The organism is Chryseobacterium fluminis, assembly GCF_026314945.1.
In the GTDB taxonomy this organism is placed as follows: Bacteria; Bacteroidota; Bacteroidia; order Flavobacteriales; family Weeksellaceae; genus Chryseobacterium; species Chryseobacterium fluminis.
The window spans coordinates 4,294,386-4,317,816 of sequence record NZ_CP111121.1 but is presented as its reverse complement, the minus strand read 5'-3'; the positions used below and the strand labels follow the sequence as shown (position 1 = coordinate 4,317,816).

The following is a 23,431-nucleotide window of genomic DNA, read 5'->3' as shown; positions in this document are numbered from 1 at the left end:
AATAGATTCTTTTTTTATTTTTGATCTGCAATGAAAGATAGCATTATTAATTTTTTATCAGGATTCGGAAAAGAAAATATCGGGAAATCATTTCCTTTGCCGTATTGCCTGCCCGTGTATCATTGTGTTTCTGATGAAAACCTGCCGCACATCAGGAATGTGATCCAGTATAAAAATGTAAGGCAGTTTGAAAATGATCTGGATGAGTTTTCAAAGTATTTTCAATTCATTACCTGGGATGAGTTTAAACAATTCATCAGGGGAAATTTCAGATCTGAAAAAACAGTCGCCTTACTAACCTTCGATGACGGATTCCGCGAATTTTATGATGTCGTTGCCCCTATTTTGGAAAGAAAAGGAATTTATGCCATCAATTTCATCAATCCTGCCTTTATTGATAACCGGGATCTGATGTTCCGCTGCAAAGCTAGCCTGATCGTTGACCGATTAGAAAAAATGCCTGCCCTCAATCCCGAAATTCAGAGAATTTTTCACTCTCAGGAAGATCTTAAAACGCAGCTTCTTAAAATCAGATATGCCGAAAGAGAAAAACTGGACAGGGCGGCAGATATACTGGACATAAATTTCAATGCTTTTTTAAACGGGCAAAAGCCCTATTTAAGCTTCGACCAATTAAATACTTTAACAGAAAAAGGATTCGGGATTTCTTCTCACAGCTGGGATCATCCGCGTTATCACGAGCTTTCTCTGCAACAGCAGTTAGACACCACCTTCAGGACGTCAGAATACTTAAAAGAGCACCATTTCCTGTACGAAAGCTTTGCATTTCCATTTACTGACTTTGGAGTGAGCGAAGCTTTTTTTAATGAGGTTTTTAAAAATAATGAAATATTCTGTACTTTCGGAAGCGCTGGACTCAAACTCGACAGTGTGGAGAAAAATTTCCAGAGAATCCCAATGGAAACCGGCGAAAGTGCCGCCGCCATTATAAATAAAGAAATTGCTTATTTTAAGGTAAAAAAATTTTTAAACAAAAATAAAATTATCAGAAGATGATCCACTTACGAACTTTGAATAAAAAACAGCTTGAAGAATTGGTGTCATCCGGTGATTTCAAAAAACACGATTTTTTACCGATCAGTGAGCACAGGGCTAAATCACAGATCAAAAACCCTAAAGCAGATCATCACCAGACGTTACTGATTCTGGCTTATGATGATGAGCAGCTGGCAGGTTATCTCGGATGTCTCCCGGATGACTTTGATCTGAATGGTGAAAGGTTTTCGTATGCCTGGCTGAGTACCTTGTATGTAAGTCATAAATTCCGGGGAAAAGAATCGCCCAGAGTCTTTTAAAAAAGGCATTTGAAGAATACAACGGAAATATTGCCATCACCGAATTCACTCCGGAAGCCGAAAGCCTTTACAACAAAATCGGAGTATTCCGGTATATTCAGCCTAAAGCCGGAAAGAGATTTTACTTCAGAACCGAACTGGCTGCGATTATTCCTTCGAAAAAACCATCAATGAAGCCATTCCAGCCTTTGTTTTCCATCGGAGACCGTCTGCTGAATTCATTCGTAAGTTTAAAAAACAGCTTCGTCAGAAAACCTGATTTTAAGTTTGAAATCCTCGATACTGCAGATCCTGAAAGTTCAGATTTTATTTCACGGTTTCACAGCAACCGTACGGGTGATGATATAAACTGGATCATACGCAACCCGTGGATCCTTGAGGGACATGATAAAGAAAAAAATTATTTATTTTCAAGCGCCTCAGAAAGTTTCAGATATTTCTGGATCAAAATTTTTGATGCTGAAGATAAAGTGACGAGTTGCGCACTCCTCCTCGTAAGAGATGGTTATCTTAAAATCCCCTACTTCTTCTCTGAATCAGGTTTTGATGAATTCATCGGCCTTTTGAGTTATTTTATTGTCAGAAATAAAATTAAAGTATTGGTGAGCTACCATTCCGAACTTAATGAAAAGCTGGAAACTTCTCCTGAATTCCCAAAAATTCACCAAAGAGATATAGAAAGGCGATACATGTTCCACGAACAGATGATCCAACATCTTCCCGCTGATTTTTCTCCGAAATTTCAAGACGGTGACGGTGACTGCGCCATGACCTGATTTTTTTAGAATATTGAGGTAAAGGGAAGCCGGAAATTGATCCGCATAGGTGCTGATCAATTTCCGGCTTTTCCTTCAATGTTTTTCTTTTGATTTATTTTAATGCCCGAAAATATCTTCTAAACTCACCTCTGTAAAGCTGCCCATCTGATCTACAGTCTCTCTGTTCAGGTTTTCTTTTTTCCCGATGATAGCGGTATTAAAATGAACGGGTTTGATCTCCGTCTGATAAAACTGTTTTAAATCTTCAAAACTAAGATTCTGGATCTGTTCGTAAATATCCTTCCTGAAATCATGATAAACCCCCAGTTTTTTTAATCTTAACGTGTTGAAGAACGTATTGGTTCTGGTTACCCGTGTTGAAGCTATCTGCTTTAAAGCTGAATTTTTAGCGTTTTCAAACTGAATCGGAACCTCCGGAAGTTCAGCCATTAACTCAGACATCGTATCTACAGCTAACTGAAGTTTGTCTGGCTGTGTTCCAATATAAGTCGTCACATAATCGGGATGCCCCAATTCTGCGTTGGCAGCATAGGAAACGTAAGCAGAATAGGCCAGACTCTTACTCTCACGGATTTCCTGGAATACAATGGATGATAATCCTCTTCCAAAATATTCGTTAAAGACATTTACCTTACCGAAATTATCCGTATTCACCGGACGTCCTTTGCCAACTTTGGTCATTTCCATCTGCACCATATCATAGTCTGTAAAATATACGCTGCCATTGGTTTCAGGTTCAGGATAGTCTTTAGCCTCAGGAATTTCTAAACTCGTTTCTTCCACATATTTCTGGATATACCCATTAAAACTTCCGATATTCTTCCCATAGAAAAATATCTGATACGGATATCTGAACAGGTTTTTTATCCTGTCCGTAAACACTTCTACCCTGCTGGACTTCAGTTCTTCTTCTGAAATAATATCCGTAAAACGCGAGAACTTTCCAAACTTCGTATAATTTGTCAAGGCCGTCATGATCCGGTTTTTATCTTTTTTAGCAGCTGCCCGGTTTTCAAGTACGGTTTCTACAAACTGGTTATAAATTTCCTGATCAGGGCGTACTTCATGCATCCAGTGCTGAAGCAGCGCAATTCCTTTTTCGATATTTTCCTCCAGCCCGCTTAAAGAAATGGTCAGCTGGTTACTGGTTGTTTTAAAATCATTGCTTACCCCGATCTTGAAAAATTCCTTTTTAAGATCTTCCGGAGAAAATGCATCCGTCCCCATATATTGGAGCACCTGTGCAGAAACACCCAGATCCCTGTCGTTGTCTGCTCCAAAAGGAAAAATAAAGTGTACCTGAGCAATTTCGTTATGTTTATTTTTAACAAAACTGATTTTTTTATCTTTAACGAGACCGGTCTGGATTTCTTTCCCGTAATCAATAAATTCAGGTCTGATATCTGTCGTTTTTTCTGCCAGAATCTGTTTTAAAAAATCTGACTGAGCGTCACGGTTAATTTTTACAGGGGTAATTCCCGGATTATCCACTCTCAGCAATTTATCATTGATTCCCTTCTCTTTATATACAATAACATAGTTTTCCTGAAAGAACGCATTGGAAAAAGCGATAACATCTTCTCTGGTAATGGCAGCATACTGATCCATCTCGTTCAGTTCTTCTTCCCAGGTTCTCCCTTTGATATAGGTATCATACAGGTTGGTGGCCAGACCATCAGCCGTCTCCAGCCCTTTCATCCTCTGCAGTTTGAAATCATTGATAATAGCGGGAAGCATCCAGTCCGGAAATTCTCCCCTTTTAAGCAATTCAATCTGCTCAAGTATCATGTCTCTGGCTTCATCCAGGGTCTGGTTTTCTTTCGGAACTGCCACAATAGAAAAATATCCATACTGCCTTAATCCCACCGAAAAAGCCTGTGCCCAGAGCATCTTTTGCGTCTGGTTGATATTAAGATCCAATAGTCCTGCTTCTCCCCTGTTGCTCAGGATATTGGCAACAATATCGGCCAGCATCGCTTCTCTGGACCCATAATCATCAGTTCGCCAGGCCAGCTGAACCCGCGGGGTTGTAGGACTGTTGACGGTTCGTTTGATAATCCCAGTCAGCGGTTTCTCTACAATTGCTGTTTTCTCAGGAAGCTCCCGGTAAGGAATTGTACCGAAATACTGATCGATCAGTTGTATGGTATTTTCAAAATCCAGGTCACCCACCAGAACCATGGCATAATTATTAGGCACATAATATTCATCAAAATATTTATGAATGGCCTTCATCGAAGGATTTTTCAGGTGTTCCGGTTTTCCTAATGTGGTTTGCTGTCCGTTGGGATGCGTTGGAAAAAGGGCGTCCATCAGTTCATAATTCACCAGTCTTGAATCATTATCCTGCGCTCTGTTGAATTCTTCATAAACGGACTCCAACTCCGTATGGAAGAGTCTTAGAACAATCTCTGAAAATCTTTCTTTTTCAACTTTCAGCCATTTTTCAAGCTCGTTGTTAGGAATATTATTTTTGTAAACGGTCTCATCAAACCAGGTATGTGCGTTAGTACCCGTCGCGCCTAGTGAAGAAATGATCTTATCATATTCATTAGGAATCGCAAACTGGCTTGCTTCCTGGGAAATTTCATCTATTTTTTTATAGATTTCTTTTTTCCGACTCGCATCAGCTTCAGCTTTATGCTGCTCATACAGATCTGAAATCCTGTCTAAGAGTACTTTTTCCTGTTCCCAGTTCTGAGTCCCTATTTTGGATGTTCCTTTAAACATCATATGCTCAAGGTAATGGGCCAGTCCTGTATTATCAGAAGGATCATTATTGCTACCGGTTCTTACAGGAATATAAGTCTGGATTCTCGGAGCATCAAAATTCTGGGCAAGAAAGATCTTTAAACCGTTTTTAAGCGTGTAAATCCTTACTTTATTTTCATCATTGGAAATTGTGATATATTCGTTATTATTGTTATCTTTATACGTAGTCTCGATGTATCTTTTATTCGTCATAAATAAATTCATTTTCATTCTTTAAATCTGAATGTATACAAATGTAAGCAATCAAAAGGAACATATGATCATTTCCCTATCATTCCATCTATCGTTTTGATTTGTAATAAAATTTAACCTGTTTTAAGTCAAATATCCAGCCAATGAATATTGAATACCGACCGCTTCTGCCCGAAGAAAGTCAGATGTACAGACACATAAGACTTGAAAGTCTGCAAAAGTTTCCTGAATCTTTCGGAATCACCTATGAAGAAGCCATAAAAAATGAGAAACTGAGAATAGAATATGATATTGAAAATCAATCTGCTGACCGATTTGTGGTAGGAGCCTTTGCTGAAGATCGGCTAATCGGTATCTGCACTTTTGTGAAAAATGAAGATGGGCATGGAAATATCTATCAGCTGTACGTTAAAGAAGCATTCCAGGGAAATAATGCCGGCGCCCGCCTGATCGGTAAACTCATTGACGAAGCATCTACCCGGTTCGGAGATATGGAAATCTGTCTTGAAGTGAAAAAGACGAATCTTAAGGCATATGGTCTTTATAAAAAGCTAGGGTTTGTTGAAATTAACGGTGATTTACAGAATAAAGATGATTCTGCTCTTGTCATGAGATATGAGCCAGATTAAGATTTAAAACACTGGTAGGGCAACATACTATCAGCCTATACGTTCATTTTTTTCTTTACCTTTTCAAAATAAATTCGATAAGTTTGCAGTGGTTTTCCAAAAATTACAACCATGTCCGGAAACATTCTGATCATCGATGATGAGATCAAACTCCTGAAATTACTGGGAATGATCCTTTCTCAAGAAAATTTTAACGTAAAACAAGCCTCAACAGCACGTTCAGCCATGACGATGCTCGAACAGTACGAATTTGATGTTGTTTTAAGCGACGTACGGCTTCCTGATGCTTTTGGGATTGACCTGATAAAATCCATCAGGGCAAAATACCCTCACCTGGAAATCATTTTAATGACTGCTTTCGGAAATATTACGGATGCTGTTCAGGCCATGAAAAACGGAGCGTATGATTACCTGGTGAAAGGTGACGACAACGAAAAAATTATTCCGCTGGTTTATAAAGCACTGGAAAAGGGAAAAGACAACCGATCTGCAATGGTACAGAAAAACCACCATCAAAAAGGATTTGAAACAATTATCGGGAGTTCGCCACTGATTCTTCAGGCGAAAAAACTGGCAGAAAGAGTAGCCTTAACGGACGCAACAGTTCTTCTTACCGGTGAAACAGGAACGGGAAAAGAGGTTTTTGCCAACGCCATTCACGAAGGCAGTGACAGGAAGAAAAACAGTTTTGTGGCCATCAACTGTTCGGCTTTCAGTAAAGAAATTTTGGAAAGTGAGCTGTTTGGGCATAAAGCAGGAGCCTTCACAGGAGCCATAAAGGATAAAAAAGGACTGATTGAAGAAGCCAACGGCGGAACTTTATTCCTCGACGAGATTGGAGAAATGCCCATCGAACTTCAGGCTAAACTACTCCGTGTTCTCGAAACCAAAGAATTTATTAAAATGGGAGAAACGAGAGTTTCAAAATCTGATTTCAGACTGATTGCTGCTACCAACAGGCATTTGGAAGACGAAATAAAACAGGGCCATTTCCGTGAAGATTTATATTTCAGGCTAAATGTTTTTGAGATTACCCTTCCCGCACTTCGTGAAAGAAAAGAAGATCTGAAAGCTCTGGCTAAAAATTTTATCGCCGTATTTTCCCAGAAATTACATTTAACAGCTGTTCAGGTAACTCCTGAATATTACAAAGCATTAGAAAAAAATGATTGGAAAGGCAACATCCGCGAGCTGAGAAATACCATTGAAAGGAGTTTAATTTTAATGAATGACAACACGCTGGACGTCGATACTCTGCCTTTATATTCCAAAACCGTTTCTGCAGAAAGAGATTCATTAAGTATCAGATCTCTGGAAAAAGAACATATTCTGAAAGTTTTACAATATACCAAAGGCAATAAAGCAGAAGCCGCAAGACTGCTTGAAATCGGGATTGCAACGCTGTACCGGAAGCTTGAGGAATATGAATTACGTTGAGAGTAATGAGTAATGAGTGCTTATAGCTTACTTCTTTTTAAAGCATCCTATCATTTTAATAACGAGCCTATCATTCTGATAGGCTTTTCTGTTTTTTGTAACTGCTTCATAAACCCACAAACTATTACCAATCAATAAATTAACTCACCATTCTTCTGATTGGACTTTTTTTTGGCATTACGGTTTAGAATAAAAATATTTAAAAAATGACAATTTCAAGAAAAACATTCAAAAAAAAGGAACACTCAGAATGGAGTGAATTGATGGTATCATATGTATTGCTCACAATTTTAATTCTGGTAGCAGCGATATGATGTTGGTATGTTTACTTGTACTATGCGTAGTACTGTTCTGGATGTTATATCAATCTGTTGAATTCTTTGATAAAATATAAAATTATGTGGACTTTATTTTTTCTTTCAATAGCAGCTTTTGTATACATCTGTTATGTCCTGATAAAACCTGAAAAATTTTAATAAAAATGATGAATACAGAAATTTTGGGCATTATCGTAATGTTTATCATCACATTGGTGATCGGTATTTTTTTAGGAAAATATATTGCTGATGTCTATGGTTATAAAAAAACTTTTTTAGATACCGTTTTTCAGCCTGCTGAAAATTTAATTTATAAAATCTCAGGCATCAACCCGAATAAACCTATGACGTGGAAGCAAAATATGTTCGCCATGCTGACCATCAATATGGTTTGGTTTATCATCGGATTTTTACTTTTATTAAACCAGTCATGGCTCCCTTTAAATCCTGATGGAAATCCGAATATGTCCCCGGACCTCGCCTTCAATACGGCAATTTCTTTCCTCGTAAACTGTAATCTCCAGCACTATTCGGGGGAAACCGGAGTAAGTTACCTGAGTCAGCTGTATTTAATGTTTCTGCAGTTTGTTACGGCAGCGACGGGCATGGCAGCCATGGCCGTCCTTTTTAAAGCTTTCAGAGACAAAACAACCACTGAATTGGGGAATTTCTATGATTTTTTCACCAAATCGGTGATCAGAATTCTGGTGCCGATCAGTATTGTAGTCGCGTTCATTCTTTCTGCGAACGGAAGTCCCATGACTTTTGAAGGCAAAGATCAGATCACTACGCTGGAAGGGCAGAAAACTGATGTTTCACGAGGCCCGGCTGCCGCTTTTATCGCCATTAAACATTTAGGAACAAACGGCGGCGGTTTTTTCGGAGCCAACTCTGCACATCCCCTGGAAAATCCCAATTACCTGACCAATATGACCGAAATGGTGACCCAGATGATCATTCCGTTTGCCCTCGTTTTTGCTCTCGGATTTTATCTGAAGAAAAGAAAACTGTCGTGGACCATTTTCACGGTAATGACCATCGGTTTTCTTGCGTTAACGATTCCGAATGTTATTAACGAGACCCATGGAAATCCTTTAATTACCCAAATGGGAACAGATTCGCACCTGGGAGCCATGGAGGGAAAAGAGATCCGGTTTGGAAGCGCTGCTTCTGCCTACTGGAGCATTGCAACCACGGTTATTTCAACCGGTTCGGTGAATGCGATGCACGACAGTACCATGCCTCTTTCAGGAATGAATCAGCTGCTGGCCATGATGATCAACTGCTTCTACGGCGGATGCGGAGTCGGGATTCTGAATTACTTTATATTCATCATTCTCGCCGTATTCATCAGCGGTCTGATGGTAGGAAGAACACCCGAGTTTTTAGGGAAAAAGATTGAAGCCAAAGAAATGAAAATTGCGATGATCGTTGCCTTGTTTCACCCGTTTTTAATCCTTGTAGGAACAGCTTTGACAGCCTATCTGCCGGAATTCGGAGCGAAGACCTTAAATAATCCCGATTTTCATGGATTCAGCGAGATGCTGTATGAATTTACCTCATCTTCAGCCAACAACGGTTCCGGATTTGAAGGACTGGGCGACAATACCCCGTGGTGGAATATTTCAACAGGCATTGTTCTGTTGCTGTCAAGATTCATCCCGATCATCGGTCCGGTCGCGATTGCAGGGTTGCTGGCACAGAAAAAATACATCCCTGAAAGTTCCGGTACATTAAAAACGGATACGGCCACCTTCGGATTTATGACATTAGCCGTAATTCTTCTGATTGCCGCCCTGTCTTTCTTCCCGGCCCTGACTTTAGGACCGATCTCGGAACAGCTTCAGTATTTTTCAAAATAAAAACAGATCACTAAACCATGAAGAGGGATGTAAGGTATTTTTAACTGAACTTTACTTCTTACATCATTCTTAATGGCTAAAAAAAACATCTTAATAATTAAAAATCAATAGCAAACCATTAAGTGAATCGAATAATTAAAACCAGTCTCACTTTTCATACACTTTAAATAATTATCCATTTTAACGTTACTTTATTTGATTGGTCTTAATGGTTTATATTGGTTTACAATGACATAACTCTTTCAAAAAAATGAAAAATCAATCACAGACATTGTTTCAAAAAGATCTGGTCAACGAAGCTGTTAAACAGTCTTTCGTGAAGCTGAATCCAAAAATCATGTTTAAAAACCCTGTCATGTTCCTGGTGGAAATCGGAACTGTGGTCATGCTGGCAGTAAGCATATTCAGCTTAACAGGAGATCAGTCTCAAGGCAGTTTCACTTATAATTTCCTGGTTTTTATCATCTTATTTTTCACGGTCTTATTTGCCAATTTCGCTGAAGCCATTGCTGAAGCCAGAGGAAAAGCCCAGGCTGACACCCTGAGAAAAACCCGTGAAGAAACGCCCGCAAAAGTAGTTGAAGACAATAAGCCGGGATTCGGGGTGGAAACGGTTTTAAAGAAATCTGCGGAGATGAAAATGGGCGATATCTTCCTTTGTGAAGCCGGAGACCAGATTCCTATGGACGGAGAAATTATTGAAGGTCTGGCTACCATTGACGAATCGGCCATCACCGGAGAAAGTGCCCCGGTCATCCGGGAAGCGGGCGGTGATAAAAGTTCTGTGACGGGCGGTACCAAAGTATTATCTGACAGAATCAAGGTAAAAGTCACCACAAAACCGGGAGAATCCTTCCTTGATAAGATGATTGCCCTCGTAGAGGGTGCTTCGAGGCAGAAAACACCTAACGAAATTGCATTAACCATATTGTTGGCAGGGTTTACCCTCACTTTCATCATTGTTACGGTTACCCTCAAACCATTTGCAGATTATTCGCAGACCCCGATTACAATCGCAGCACTGATATCCCTTTTCGTTTGTCTGATTCCCACAACGATCGGCGGTCTGCTTTCTGCCATCGGAATTGCCGGAATGGATAGAGCACTGAGAGCCAATGTCATCACAAAAAGCGGTAAAGCCGTTGAAACAGCCGGAGACATCGATGTTTTGCTCCTTGACAAAACAGGAACCATTACCATCGGCAACCGGAAGGCTACCCAGTTTCATCCTTCAAACGGAATTCAGCTTGATGAATTTATAAAAGCGTCGGCCTTGAGTTCTGTGGCCGACGAAACCCCGGAAGGAAAATCCATTATAGAACTAAGCCAGTTAAAATCCGAAGATCTGTTGGTGAGCAGCCCGGTTTATATCGATTTTACGGCTGAAACCAGAACTTCAGGTATCGATTTTGAAAACACAAGAATCAGAAAAGGAGCTTATGACACGATTAAAAAGCTGACAGAAAAGGCAGGGAATATTTTCCCTCAGGAAACGCAGGAAGCCACGACAAAAATTTCCGAAAACGGAGGAACGCCGCTTGTGGTATCGGTGAATGAAAAAGTCTGGGGCGTGATCGAGCTTCAGGATATCATTAAAACAGGAATCCAGGAACGTTTCCAACGCCTGAGAAAAATGGGGGTAAAAACCGTAATGGTGACCGGTGACAATCCTTTAACGGCAAAATTCATTGCTGAAAAAGCCGGCGTGGATGATTTTATCGCTGAAGCCAAGCCTGAAGATAAAATGAATTACATTAAGAAAGAACAGCAGGAAGGAAAACTGGTCGCCATGATGGGTGACGGAACCAATGATGCTCCCGCCCTTGCACAGGCTGATGTAGGCGTTGCCATGAACAGTGGAACCCAGGCCGCCAAAGAGGCCGGAAATATGGTGGATCTGGATAATGACCCGACGAAACTCATCGAAATCGTGGAAATCGGGAAGCAGCTGCTGATGACCCGCGGCACACTGACCACCTTTAGTATTGCGAATGATGTTGCTAAATATTTTGCAATCATTCCGGCATTGTTCATCACATTTATTCCGGCCCTCCAGAAGCTGAATATTATGAATCTTCACAGCCCCGAATCAGCGATTCTGTCTGCTATTATTTTCAATGCCATCATTATTCCTTTCCTGATTCCACTGGCATTGAAAGGAGTTGCCTATAAACCGATCGGGGCAAGTGCCTTGTTAAGAAGAAACCTTTTCATCTACGGTCTTGGCGGGATCATTGTTCCGTTTATCGGGATAAAACTTATCGATCTGCTGATCAGTTTATTCTTCTAAAAACCGGGAGCATGATAATGGAAGTCCAGACACGTGGCTTTTAACTTTCATCATCCCGCTCCTACTTTCTATCATTATATAAAAATTTAATTACAATGAAAAATCATATTCTATCCGCATTAAGATTATCCCTGGTTATGCTCATTATCGTCGGTCTTTATTTAGGAATCGTTTATGCGGGTTCTAAAATTTTACCAACTCAGGGAAATGCGGAAATCATCCATGATCAGGGACAAAAATTCTATGTTAATATCGGGCAGAACTTTTCATCTCCGAAATACTTCCACGGCCGCCCGTCTGCAGTAGATTACAATGCAGCAGGAAGTGCGGGAAGCAACAAGGGACCAAGCAATGAAGAATATCTGCAAACGGTTCAGAAAAGAATTGACACCTTAAAAATGCAGAATCCGGAGATGCAAAATGTAAAGATCCCGGTAGAACTGGTGACGGCAAGCGGAAGCGGCCTGGATCCCGATATCTCTCCGGAAGGCGCCTTCTATCAGGCCGGGAGAATTGCAAAAGCGAGAAATATTTCTCCTGATAAAGTTGAAAATCTGATTAAAAATCAAACGGAAACATCGCTTTTCGGTCCTTCTAAAGTCAATGTTTTAAAATTGAATATCGCTTTAAACAAATTGAAGTAAGCTTTACTACAGTCATGAAAAAATATATAATTAACACCCTGCTTTTAGGAATATTTTTTCCGAAAGCTCAGTCATCGGATTCTCTAAAGGCCGAAAATAAAGTAACATTTTCCGCGTATGCAGAATTGTTTTACACCTATGATTTTAACGAACCGGCCAATCACCGCCGCCAGGATTTTTTATATTCGTACAACCGCCACAACGAGCTTAACCTGAATCTCGGGCTTATTAAGGGTTCTTATCAAAATGATAATCTCCGGGCAAATCTGGCTTTCATGGCGGGAACGTATGCCCAGGACAATATGAGTGCGGAACAGGAAGCACTTCGATATGTCAACGAAGCCAATATCGGGATCAAAATCTCAGAAACAAAGAACCTGTGGATCGATGCCGGGATTATGCCTTCCCATATCGGTTGGGAAAGTGCGATCGGGAAAGATAATATGAACCTTACCAGAAGTTTTGCAGCGGAAAATTCGCCCTACTTTGAGACGGGAGCTAAAATTTCCTATACTTCGGATAACGGAAAATGGTTTCTCAGTGGGCTTATTTTAAACGGCTGGCAGAGAATTGCTAAAACACCGGGCAACCAAAGCCTCTCTTTCGGACATCAGCTTATGTATAAACCCAACGAAAAAATTACCCTGAACAGCAGTTCGTTCGTGGGCAATGATCAACCGAAGGAAGAGAAAAAGATGCGTTATTTCCATGATTTATATGGAAATTTCCAGCTGACGGAACAATTTTCGGCCCTGCTTGGTTTTGATATCGGAGCTGAACAGAAAGAAAAGCAAAGTGAAAGTTACAATATCTGGTATTCCCCTAATATTTTAATGAAATATCAGCTGAATAACAAGTGGGCCTTAGCCGGCAGACTGGAATATTACAGTGATAAAAACGGCGTGATTATCAAAACGGAAACCCCCAATGGCTTCCAGACTTTCGGATATTCCGTGAATGTGGACTATGCTATCCTGAAAAATGTCGTTTTCCGTACAGAAGCGAGAGGTTTCTCTTCCAAAGATGCCATTTTTATGAAAAACAATGAATATCGACAGGGAAATTTCTTCATTACCACAAGTCTTGCGGCCTGGTTTTAATTAAACGGAAAACGGAGCCGGAGATCGGGAATAAAAAATGGTGATGATCACTTCCGGCCTACGGCTTCCTAGTTCCGGCAACATTATGTTTCAGAAAATAAAATTAAAAAGAATAAAATCAATGTCATCAGCCACCGATTTTTTAGAACTGATTCAAAAATCCCGGAAAGGGAAATTTAAAATTTACATTGGAATGAGCGCCGGTGTGGGAAAGACTTTCCGTATGCTTCAGGAAGCCCATTCTTTATTACGGAACGGCATTGATGTTAAGATCGGGTATATCGAAACCCATGGCAGACCAGAAACGGAGGCTTTGGTAGAAGGAATTCCGGAAATTCCGAGGAGATCTTCCTTTTATAAAGGGAAAAACCTGGAGGAGATGGATTTGCAGGCCATCATCAATACCCATCCCGAAGTAGTTTTAGTAGACGAACTGGCACACTCGAATATCGAAGGTTCCAAAAATAAAAAAAGATGGCAGGACGTACTGGAAATACTGGATAACGGCATCAATGTGATCAGCGCGATGAATATTCAGCATATTGAAAGTTTAAATGAAGAAGTCAAAAAAATAACAGGTATAGAAGTTTCCGAACGTATTCCTGACAAAATTTTAGCGCTTGCAGACGAGGTTGTGAATATTGACCTGACGGCGGATGAACTCTTAACCCGGCTTAAAGAAGGGAAAATTTATAAAAAGGAAAAAATACAGACGGCCCTGAATAATTTTTTCCGGAGCGGGCCTATTCTGCAGCTTCGTGAACTGGCTCTGAAAGAGGTGGCCACTCATGTGGAAAGAAAGGTAGAAACCGAAATCAAAACTGAAAATTTCAAGCCTGTAAAATTTCTTGCCTGTATCAGCAGTAATGATAAGATCGCCAAAAACATCATTCGGAAAACATCGAGACTGGCAAGTTATTACAACAGTCCATGGACCGTTTTATACATCCAGAGGCCCGCAGAAAATCCTGAAAAAATAGCCTTAAACAAACAGCGTTATTTAATTAATAATTTTAATTTAGCACAGGAATTGGGAGCAAAAGTGATTCGGGTACGGGAAAACAGGGTTCACACAGGAATTTTAGATTATGTTATCGAGCATAATATCACCACCGTATGTATCGGAAAACCCCACGTTCATTTCTGGCAAAGGATTTTTGGCTACAGCTGGATTTACCCACTGATGAACCGGCTGAATGAGAGACAGATTGACATTATTATTTTATCTTAAAAACAATGAAATTAAAAACAAAACTCACCTTAGGAGTCGGTCTTCTGTTTCTTCTGATTGTTTTGCTGTCGGTGATCGGATCTGTGTATATCAACAAACTGAAATCTGATACAGAGAAAATTCTTACCGCCAATTACAACAGTATAGAATTCTCCAAAAACATGCTTCTTGCTTTAGATAAGATGAAAACTGACAGCAGCATTGCCATTAAAGATTTCCGCAAAAACAGCATTTTACAGGAAAAAAATTTAACTGAATTTGGTGAGAAAGAAGCCACTCAGAACCTTAATTTACATTTTAAAAGTTATCTGAGCCAGCCTACCGAAGAGAAAGAAAAACTGATCCGCGAAGATCTGGTAACGATTATGTCTCTAAACATGAAAGGGATTGAGAGAAAAAGCGACATTGCGATCATTACAGCAGAAAATGCTACTTTCTGGATTGTGAGCCTGGGCACGGTCTGTTTTTTAATCGCTTTCATTCTGCTGTTTAATCTTCCTCAGGCGATTGCAGAACCCATTAATCAATTAACATTCAGTATCCGCCAGATCGCCAATAAAAATTACAACGAAAGAGTTCATTTCAAAGGCAGTGAAGAGTTCGGTGATCTTGCGAATTCATTCAATATCATGGCCGAAAAACTGCAGGAATATGAAAGCAGTACCCTATCTGAACAACTGATGGATAAAAAGCGTATTGAAACGCTGGTGAATAATATGCATGATGCGGTGATCGGCCTGGATGAAAATCATTTTATCTACATGATCAACGATGAAGCATTAAAAATCACGAACTTAAATAAAGAGGAAATCATCGGGAAAACAGTTCATGAGGTGGCTGTTAATAATGACCTGATACGGGAATTGTTGAAAAATATAGATCATCCCGTAAAAGAACCCATTAAAATTGTTTCCGATCATAAAGAAAATTATTTCGAACAGGATATTGTTCCTATTAATATTGTCCGGACCGGAGAGAAAGAAAAAAAGTACATCGGGAAGGTTATCTTATTGCGGAACATTACGCCTTTTAAAGAGCTGGATTTTGCAAAAACCAATTTCATCGCGACCATTTCGCATGAATTAAAAACACCGATTTCGGCCATAAAAATGGGGGTTCAGCTGCTTGGAAATCAGAAATTCGGAGCCCTGAATGATCAGCAGCAGGAATTGTTGAAAGGCATTAATGAAGATGGCCAGCGTTTACTGAATATTACGGGAGAGCTGTTAAACTTATCGCAGGTGGAAAGCGGAAATATCCGTTTGAATATTGAAAATTGTTCACCAAAGGAAATCGTTCAGACCGCTATAAAAAATATTGAAAAACTGGCTGAGCAGAAAAATATTACCATCCATACCCAATTTTTACTGCCTGATGATGCTCTTGTCTCCGCAGATTTTGATAAGACGGTCTGGGTGATGAATAATTTCCTGAGCAATGCCATAAAGCATTCTTTCCAGGATGAAAAAATTGAAATCTCAGTTGAAAAAACAGATTCGGAAATACAGTTCAGCATCACCGATACCGGAAAAGGAATCGATGAAAAATATCTCCGCCAGATCTTTGACCGTTATTTTCAGGTTCCCGGAGAGCATCAGAACGGCACGGGTCTCGGTTTGGCCATTTCTAAAAATTTCATCGAAAAACAGAATGGTAAAATTGGGGTGAAAAGCTCATTAAACCAGGGAAGCACATTTTATTTCACATTAAATACACCGTCGTAAAGGTTTCACAGGACTTTTAATTAAATTAGCGAAAATTAAAAAACAAGATGAAGTTGAAAATCTTCGTTATCCTGTTCCTGTTTTCAGGGATATTCCACATGAATGCACAACAAAAAATATATACCATTGATGAAATTGGCTGGCAACTCACTGTTCCGGACGGCTTTAAAATAATTCCCGAGCCTAAGAAACCTGTCAAAAAATCTCCCAGTGGCAGAGTTGAAAAAATGATTTTCAAAAATGACAGACAAACTTCACTTTCGATATTGTATATCAACTCTCCGCAGGATGAAAGTACATTTAAAGAACATATAGAAATTTTCGAACAAAATTTTATTCAGGAGATCAAAAAAAAAGCTTCTGATATTTACACCGAAAAAACAATTTCTGAAGAAAAATTTCAGGGATTGGATTTTCACAAATCCGCTTTTAAATTCGAAGGCGGAAATGATACGAAGCAGTACTTCATATTTTATTTTGCGCAGATTGGGCAGCGTTATGTAGTCTTTAATATTATTGCCGGCACTGATGAAGAAGCAGACAAAATGATGAAGGTATTTGAAAATGAATCGAGATTCGAATAACGAACTGACATTAATTAACTGAAACTTTTTTATTATTTGTTAAAAATTTTAAATCATAAATTAAAAAACTTTTGATAACATATTTCTTTATTTTACTGGATTACAGCATCGCATAATTCCATGATCTTTTAAATGGTAATGAGATCATGTTAAAATTTAAACCAAATTGATTTTCAAACCCATACCCTATTTTAGTTTTTAAGTAAATTTGCCTCATGAGCAGTTTGATATATCAATCCCAGCCACCAGATTCTTCCCTTTCGGATTTTGTCGAGAGTTTCTGGATGCTGGACAATCCGTCGGAAAATAAGGAAGCCGTTCTTTTGCCCGATGGCAGGATTGATCTCATCTTTTCAGAATCTTCGACAGAAGCTTTTCATGTGGTTTTATTAGGAATCGGAACCCTTCCCGAGCAGGTCACCATTGCAGAAAAAACCAAAATTTTTGCGGTCAGCTTTAATTTATTGGCGTCTGAATATATTCTGCATCAGAGTATTTCAGGATTATTAAATACTGCTGAAATTTTATCCTGTGACTTCTGGAATTTCAATGCTGATGATTTCAATGATTTTGAAAAATTCTGCAAAAAAATCTCTGTTAAAATAAAAGAGGAACTCCCCACTCAGAAAATTGATGAGAGAAAAGTAAGACTGTTCGACTTGATTTATTCTTCCAAAGGTTCATTATCCGTAAAAGTACTGTCAGAAAAAGTGGTTTGGAGTGAAAGACAGATCAACCGCTATTTCAATCAGCAATTTGGAATTTCCCTGAAGGCTTATTGCGGTATATTACGTTTCAGAGCTTCTTTCCAGCATATTAAAGAAGGAAAACTATTTCCCGAAGAAAATTTTTCTGATCAGTCCCATTTTATTAGAGAAGTCAAAAAACTTTCCGGATTTCTTCCCAAACAATTGAGCCTAAACAAAAACGACCGATTTATACAATTTTCTGTTCTGCCCAAAAAGTAATTTTGTATCATAAAAATTAAGTTATGGTCATAAAAAACAAGAAAATCGCCATCGTTGGCGGAGGCCCCGGCGGATTGACTCTAGCCAGACTCTTACAGTTGAAAAATGCTGATGTAAGAGTTTATGAAAGGGATGAACATCAGGAGATAAGAGTTCAGGGTGCTACACTGGACCTCCACGAAGAATCCGGACTGGAAGCGCTTCGCAGAGCGGGTTTAATGGAAAAATTCAAAGAAAATTACCGTCCCGGTGCCGGAAAACTAAAGGTTTTAGATAAGGATTTACATATTTATTTAGATGAACATTCCGAAGCAGGATCTCATTCCGAAGGCCGCCCCGAAATTGACAGGGCACCGCTCAGGAAAATATTACTGGAATCTTTAGATCCTGGTACCGTGATTTGGGACTGTCAGTTGGTTTCCATGGAAAAAGAAGGTGAAGGTTGGAGGTTATACTTTAAAAACAACTCATCTCATTATGCGGATATTGTTATTGCTGCAGACGGAGCCCATTCAAAGATCCGGCCTTATCTTACCGATATCAAGCCTGTTTATTCCGGAATTACCATAGTCGAAGGGAATATTCACCATGCTGAAATCAACGCTCCGAAGCTTTGGAAACTCGTGAATGGCGGGAAAATTTTCGCACTGGATAATGCCCGTTCACTGCTTTTCAGCACAAAAGGAGACGGAACCTTAACCTTCTACACAGGTTGTAAAACAGATGAAAACTGGATCTACAGTTCCGGAATCGATTTTAATAATAAGCAACAGGTTTCAGACTGGTTTAAAAAAGAATTTGGCACATGGGATGAAACCTGGCAGGAAATATTCGGAAGTGATGAGATATCTTTTGTTCCTCGCCCCCAATACCACTATCCTTCAGATCAGAACTGGGAAAGCAGACCAGATCTCACTTTGCTGGGTGATGCCGCCCACAGGATGCCGCCCTATGCCGGGGAAGGGGTCAACATGGCGATGCAGGATGCTTATGAATTAGCAGAATGTCTTACGGGCGATACTTTCAGGGATATAAAATCTGCCATCTCATCTTATGAACGGGCTATGCTGAAACGTGCCTCTGCAGTTACAGAAATTACATTATCCAGTACCGGGATGCTGCATGCTCCCGATGCCATAGACAATCTTCTTAAAATATTCCGGGGAGAAGAGGTATGATGTTCGGGGGATTCAGACCTGAGTCTGATGAGATCTGTTTTCGGGCGGGAGCTTTGCTCCCGCCTCAAAACATTTGCTAATCCGGAAGAGTATTTTTACTTATTTTTCTCAGAAAATAAGTAAATTCGGTACTCTTTACTCCATTTATGAAAACAGAAAGAAATAAATATTTAATTCTCAATTATATTTTTATTATTTGCCTGGTGGTCTTATTTGTAAACGATCATTTTTTGAAAGCTCAGTTTTCCAATGGCCTTACCGGAAAGCTTTCCGATATCGTTGGGATTGTTATACTGCCTTTGCTGCTGACTTATATTTTCCCGAAGCTTAAAACAAAATCGATATGGATCAGTGCTCTGTTGTTTACGTTTTGGAAATCTCCGTACTCACAAAGCCTTATCGATTTTTATAATCAACTGACCTTTATTCAGATCACAAGGGTTGTAGATTATTCTGATCTGTCTGTTCTTATTCTGCTGCCCGTCCCTTACTTTTTAATGCATACAATAAAGGAATGGAATACTTTTAAAATTAAGAATATCCAACCTTTTTTGGTATTATTTCCAACCGTCCTGGTCCTGATGTCAACCTCTCCTCCGCCCAGCTTCTACTACACCTACAGCGATGGTAATTTCCGGTGTTACAAATGTAATATCACCGTAAAACACACCCAGGAGGAAGTTATTGAAAAACTGAGACAGGCGAATATGGTTTTCGACAGCATCTATCCTATGAGTGAATTTACCCATCAGAGAATTCCCGGTTTAAGAAGCCAGGATATTCATTTTTACAAGATTAATACCATGGTTATCGGTCAGGATACGTTACGAAATCTTGATTTTTCCATGAGAAGCATCAGTGATACTAAAACCACGATTTATTTTAACGGAATGGATATTAATCGTACAACTTCACATGATCAACTGTACAGAAAAATAAAAAAATACTATAAATCTCTCATTCTGGGGCGAATTTCGGACCCATTGAAGAAATAATAATCACTTGATTTATGAATATTCAGGATATTTACCAGAAAACCATACAATTTGCTGCCAGAAAGCATACCGATAAAAATCAGACCATTCCGGGGACAGATCTTCCGTATGTGGTCCATCTCAGCAATGTCGCTATGGAAATACTCGTAGCAGCAGCAAATACTGAAAATTTTGACACGGCATTTGCTCTTCAGATGGCCCTGCTGCATGATACCTTGGAAGATACGGATCTGACTTTTGAACAGCTGGAAAGCGGGTTTGGAAATGCTGTTGCCAAGGGTGTTCTGGCACTAACTAAAAATCCTGATCTCGAAAAATGCCAGAGAATGGGTGACAGCCTGAAAAGAATTAAGCAGCAGCCAAAAGAAGTCTGGGCTGTAAAATTAGCCGACAGAATTACCAATCTGCAACGCCCGCCTCATTTCTGGACCGAAGAAAAGATCCGAAAATATAAGAAAGAAGCCGAAGTTATTCTGCAAGAGCTTCATCACGGAAATGAGTATCTTGGAAACAGACTGAAAGAAAAAATAGAAATTTATAATTTATAAAAATGACTGCCACATTTTTTACAACACAGGAAGAGTTCCGGGAATGGCTGGAGAAAAACCATATCACTGCGAAAGAGCTGGTGGTCGGATTCTATAAAGTCGGAACGAAAAAACCTTCTCTTACCTGGTCACAGTCTGTAGATCAGGCACTGTGTTTCGGATGGATCGACGGAGTGAGAAAATCGATTGATCATGAAAGTTACAGCATCCGTTTTACTCCCCGAAAATCTACCAGCATCTGGAGTGCCATCAATATTAAAAAAGTTGAAGTGCTTTCAGAAGCCGGATTAATGAAACCTGAAGGATTAAAAGCTTTTGAGCTCCGAAAGGAAGAAAAATCAGCCATTTATTCTCACGAAAAAGAACCGGCAACGCTGGATCCTGAATTTGAAAAGATTTTTAAAGCCCATAAAAAAGCCTGGGAATTTTTTAACAGTCAGGCTCCTTCTTACCAAAAAGTAATGCTGCATTGGATCATGCGGGCAAAGCAGGAGAAAACGAGGTTGTCGCGACTGGAAAAGACCATCAGAGAAAGTGAATTGGAGAAAAGAGTTTTGTAAATTATATGATAAAAGTAGGTTTACGGGTTTCCTTATTACATTTATGTAATTATATATATATTTGTTAAAAGTAATATATATGCAAATCAATAAAATTATTATAAAAAATTTATATGGTTATATAGATAAATCAATTGAATTCAATGACGATTTAACATTGCTTGTGGGAATAAATGGTTCAGGTAAAACCAGTATACTTAATATTATAAATTGGGTATTAAAACCATCAATTGAAAACCTTTGTATAACTCAATTTGACTATATTCAATTATTTTTCACATTTAACAATGATGATTACGAAATTAAATGCCAACATGATAAAATAAAATTTGCTTATAACATTAAACGTAATAAAGTTAAATTTCATCCCTTAATTGTCAAAATTATCACGCCACCCTCAGAACTAAATGAAAACGAATCACTTAGAGATAGTTTAATAACTCAATATGCTCGTTTAAAACCTGACTCTGAAGAACAAGAAACTTGGGAGCTAATTTCTACATTTCCAAGCCCCACTGTTATCGGTCTCGATAGGAATTTATATGCAGAAGAATCTGAATATTTATATTATGAAAGCAGTCATGAATCTATAGCTAACAGGAAATCAATATCTAAATATTCTCCATTAGATAGAGTTAAAGATATATTGAACAAAGAATATAGAAGAAAAAAAAATGAAATATTAAAACTAACTAATAATCTAAAAAATCACCTAATGTTATCCTCATTTGAAGGTAGTATAACATTAGATTCTATATCAGTAACTAGTAGGAATAAGCTTACAATTAATCAAATAGAAAAAGCTGAAAAAAGAGTAAATGACTATTTTATAAATATCGAAAAAAGTGTATTAGACAATACTGCAAAAAAAATTATATCTAATTTTTTCACCAACTTAAAAGAAGTTATTATTAAATATGATGAAAATTCAACAGATCCAACATTTAAATTATTATATAATTTAAATTCAAGTCAATTTGTTAAGGTTAATAAATTACTAAAAGAGTTTGAACAATTTGATACCGAATCAAATAAGAAATTAGAGAAAATTATTAATTTTATAGATACTTTGAATTTTTTTTTGAAAGATTCTTCAAAAAAAATATTGTTTAAAGATGATACTGCTGAACTATGTTTTCATACTCTTGATAGAAGAGGTGAAATTTTAAATCCATATCGAGATCTTAGATTTTTATCATCTGGAGAGCAGCAGCTTTTAATACTTTTCTCATATATTGCCTTTAACAGTCAAGATGGTAAAATTTTTATAATTGACGAGCCTGAACTTTCTTTACATATTAAATGGCAAGAAGATTTTTTAGATCAGTTGGAAAGAATAACACCTAGTGGTATACAATTAATATTAGCAACACACTCTCCTATATTAGCAAATAAAAAAAGAATAAAAACTAAAATTTTATTACCTTATAATGAATAATACTCAAATTGGTTTTCCTGAATTTACTGATTCATTTTTATTGGGACAGGATATTCTTTACACACAGTTTAATGAAGTAGAATTTTACATTGAAGATACTGATCAAGAACATTTATACTTTAATATTCTAAAAAAATTATTTCCTGATTTAGTCTTTGAAAAAATTTTTCCTTTAAATGGAAAATCTAATATTATAAGTTCTGCAGGCATTAATCATGGGAATAAAAAGAAAATATACATTGCTGATTTAGATTTTGATTTAATACTTTCTAGAGTCAGTATCCTTGATAATCTTTTTTATTTAAGAAAATATTCAATTGAAAATTACTTATTTGAAAAGGAATCAATCTATGAAATTATACGTATAAAAGATCCTAAATTAAAAAATCACCAAATTGACTTATTATTAAATTATAAATTTATGCAAAAACAATCTGTACAATGTTTAAAAGAATTGGCATGCGTATTTATAATAATTCAAGAAAAATCATTAAACCATCCTTATTATAAAATAAATAATGCTCGAGATTTTGATTTTTCAACTCCGTATCCTTGTTACAGAATGAATTTCATTACAGATTATTATGATGAAATTCAAATTTTGTTAAAGAACATTAATTCAAGATTCTCACTTTCAAATCAGTTACGAAAATTTAAAAAATATTTTAAAACACAACAATTAGCATTAAGTAATATACCGGGTAAATATTTATTGTTATTCTACAAGGAATATTTACAAAGTTTAAATTTAATATCCCAAATGACACTTGAATCATTCACTTATTTATTATCAAAAGACATTAATGACAAAGCTCTTTTATATCTAAAAACAGAAATAAATTCATATATAAAAAGTTAATAGTAAAA

Annotated in this window: 21 protein-coding genes; 20 read left to right on the top strand and 1 reads right to left on the bottom strand. The window is 38.0% G+C overall.

All coding sequences use genetic code 11. The features are described from left to right. Positions 1-30 precede the first annotated feature (30 nt). From ODZ84_RS19780 to ODZ84_RS19770, 3 genes are all read left to right on the top strand, one after another. On the top strand, positions 31-1,017 hold the full coding sequence (locus ODZ84_RS19780) for a polysaccharide deacetylase family protein (protein WP_266174126.1): 987 nt from the start codon (positions 31-33) through the stop codon (positions 1,015-1,017). Beyond that, positions 1,014-1,316 (top strand): GNAT family N-acetyltransferase, encoded by a 303-nt coding sequence (locus tag ODZ84_RS19775; protein ID WP_266174125.1) that lies wholly within the window; start codon positions 1,014-1,016, stop codon positions 1,314-1,316. Before ODZ84_RS19780 ends, ODZ84_RS19775 begins: the two co-directional genes overlap by 4 nt. Before the next feature lie 170 nt (positions 1,317-1,486). Beyond that, positions 1,487-2,092, top strand: a complete 606-nt coding sequence (locus tag ODZ84_RS19770; protein ID WP_266174124.1) for a hypothetical protein — start codon at positions 1,487-1,489, stop codon at positions 2,090-2,092. Positions 2,093-2,191: 99 nt separating this feature from the next. Here ODZ84_RS19770 and ODZ84_RS19765 read toward each other — a convergent pair whose 3' ends face one another. After that, positions 2,192-5,059, bottom strand: a complete 2,868-nt coding sequence (locus tag ODZ84_RS19765) for a M16 family metallopeptidase (protein ID WP_266174123.1) — start codon at positions 5,057-5,059, stop codon at positions 2,192-2,194. Between the two features lie 143 nt (positions 5,060-5,202). On the opposite strand from ODZ84_RS19765, the gene ODZ84_RS19760 reads away from it, so the two are divergent. The 17 genes from ODZ84_RS19760 (at position 5,203) to ODZ84_RS19685 (ending at position 23,423) form a co-directional block, all read left to right on the top strand. Beyond that, positions 5,203-5,688 carry a GNAT family N-acetyltransferase gene (locus ODZ84_RS19760; protein WP_266174122.1) on the top strand — a complete coding sequence of 162 codons (486 nt, stop codon included), beginning with the start codon at positions 5,203-5,205 and terminating at the stop codon, positions 5,686-5,688. 111 nt (positions 5,689-5,799) lie between these two features. Then, the gene (locus tag ODZ84_RS19755) at positions 5,800-7,125 is read left to right on the top strand and encodes a sigma-54-dependent transcriptional regulator (RefSeq protein WP_266174121.1); all 1,326 of its coding nucleotides are present in this window, start codon (positions 5,800-5,802) and stop codon (positions 7,123-7,125) included. 398 nt (positions 7,126-7,523) lie between these two features. After that, positions 7,524-7,601 carry a potassium-transporting ATPase subunit F gene (locus ODZ84_RS23710; protein ID WP_408612443.1) on the top strand — a complete coding sequence of 26 codons (78 nt, stop codon included), beginning with the start codon at positions 7,524-7,526 and terminating at the stop codon, positions 7,599-7,601. Between the two features lie 8 nt (positions 7,602-7,609). Continuing rightward, entirely contained in the window at positions 7,610-9,304 is a 1,695-nt protein-coding gene (kdpA, locus tag ODZ84_RS19750) for a potassium-transporting ATPase subunit KdpA (RefSeq protein WP_266177413.1), read from the top strand. Positions 9,305-9,554: 250 nt separating this feature from the next. Next, positions 9,555-11,594: a potassium-transporting ATPase subunit KdpB gene (kdpB, locus tag ODZ84_RS19745; RefSeq protein WP_266174120.1), complete on the top strand. Its 2,040-nt coding sequence runs from the start codon at positions 9,555-9,557 to the stop codon at positions 11,592-11,594. Between the two features lie 95 nt (positions 11,595-11,689). After that, the gene (kdpC, locus tag ODZ84_RS19740) at positions 11,690-12,238 is read left to right on the top strand and encodes a K(+)-transporting ATPase subunit C (protein WP_266174119.1); all 549 of its coding nucleotides are present in this window, start codon (positions 11,690-11,692) and stop codon (positions 12,236-12,238) included. Between the two features lie 14 nt (positions 12,239-12,252). Continuing rightward, on the top strand, positions 12,253-13,338 hold the full coding sequence (locus tag ODZ84_RS19735; RefSeq protein ID WP_266174118.1) for a porin: 1,086 nt from the start codon (positions 12,253-12,255) through the stop codon (positions 13,336-13,338). A 121-nt stretch (positions 13,339-13,459) separates the two neighbouring features. Further along, on the top strand, positions 13,460-14,569 hold the full coding sequence (locus tag ODZ84_RS19730; protein WP_266174117.1) for a sensor protein KdpD: 1,110 nt from the start codon (positions 13,460-13,462) through the stop codon (positions 14,567-14,569). A gap of 5 nt (positions 14,570-14,574) precedes the next feature. Further along, positions 14,575-16,293 (top strand): HAMP domain-containing sensor histidine kinase, encoded by a 1,719-nt coding sequence (locus tag ODZ84_RS19725; protein WP_266174116.1) that lies wholly within the window; start codon positions 14,575-14,577, stop codon positions 16,291-16,293. Positions 16,294-16,340: 47 nt separating this feature from the next. After that, the gene (locus ODZ84_RS19720; RefSeq protein WP_266174115.1) at positions 16,341-16,877 is read left to right on the top strand and encodes a hypothetical protein; all 537 of its coding nucleotides are present in this window, start codon (positions 16,341-16,343) and stop codon (positions 16,875-16,877) included. Positions 16,878-17,092: 215 nt separating this feature from the next. Then, the gene (locus ODZ84_RS19715; protein ID WP_266174114.1) at positions 17,093-17,845 is read left to right on the top strand and encodes a helix-turn-helix domain-containing protein; all 753 of its coding nucleotides are present in this window, start codon (positions 17,093-17,095) and stop codon (positions 17,843-17,845) included. 23 nt (positions 17,846-17,868) lie between these two features. After that, complete coding sequence (locus tag ODZ84_RS19710) at positions 17,869-19,023, top strand: FAD-dependent oxidoreductase (protein ID WP_266174113.1); 1,155 nt, start codon at positions 17,869-17,871, stop codon at positions 19,021-19,023. Positions 19,024-19,169: 146 nt separating this feature from the next. After that, positions 19,170-20,018, top strand: a complete 849-nt coding sequence (locus ODZ84_RS19705; RefSeq protein WP_266174112.1) for a hypothetical protein — start codon at positions 19,170-19,172, stop codon at positions 20,016-20,018. Positions 20,019-20,032: 14 nt separating this feature from the next. Continuing rightward, positions 20,033-20,566, top strand: coding sequence for an HD domain-containing protein (locus ODZ84_RS19700; RefSeq protein WP_266174111.1), 534 nt, complete (start codon positions 20,033-20,035; stop codon positions 20,564-20,566). A gap of 2 nt (positions 20,567-20,568) precedes the next feature. After that, entirely contained in the window at positions 20,569-21,126 is a 558-nt protein-coding gene (locus ODZ84_RS19695; RefSeq protein WP_266174110.1) for a YdeI/OmpD-associated family protein, read from the top strand. Between the two features lie 79 nt (positions 21,127-21,205). Continuing rightward, positions 21,206-22,564, top strand: a complete 1,359-nt coding sequence (locus ODZ84_RS19690; RefSeq protein ID WP_266174109.1) for an AAA family ATPase — start codon at positions 21,206-21,208, stop codon at positions 22,562-22,564. After that, complete coding sequence (locus ODZ84_RS19685; RefSeq protein WP_266174108.1) at positions 22,557-23,423, top strand: DUF4435 domain-containing protein; 867 nt, start codon at positions 22,557-22,559, stop codon at positions 23,421-23,423. The genes ODZ84_RS19690 and ODZ84_RS19685 overlap by 8 nt, the downstream gene beginning before the upstream one ends. Positions 23,424-23,431 lie beyond the last annotated feature (8 nt).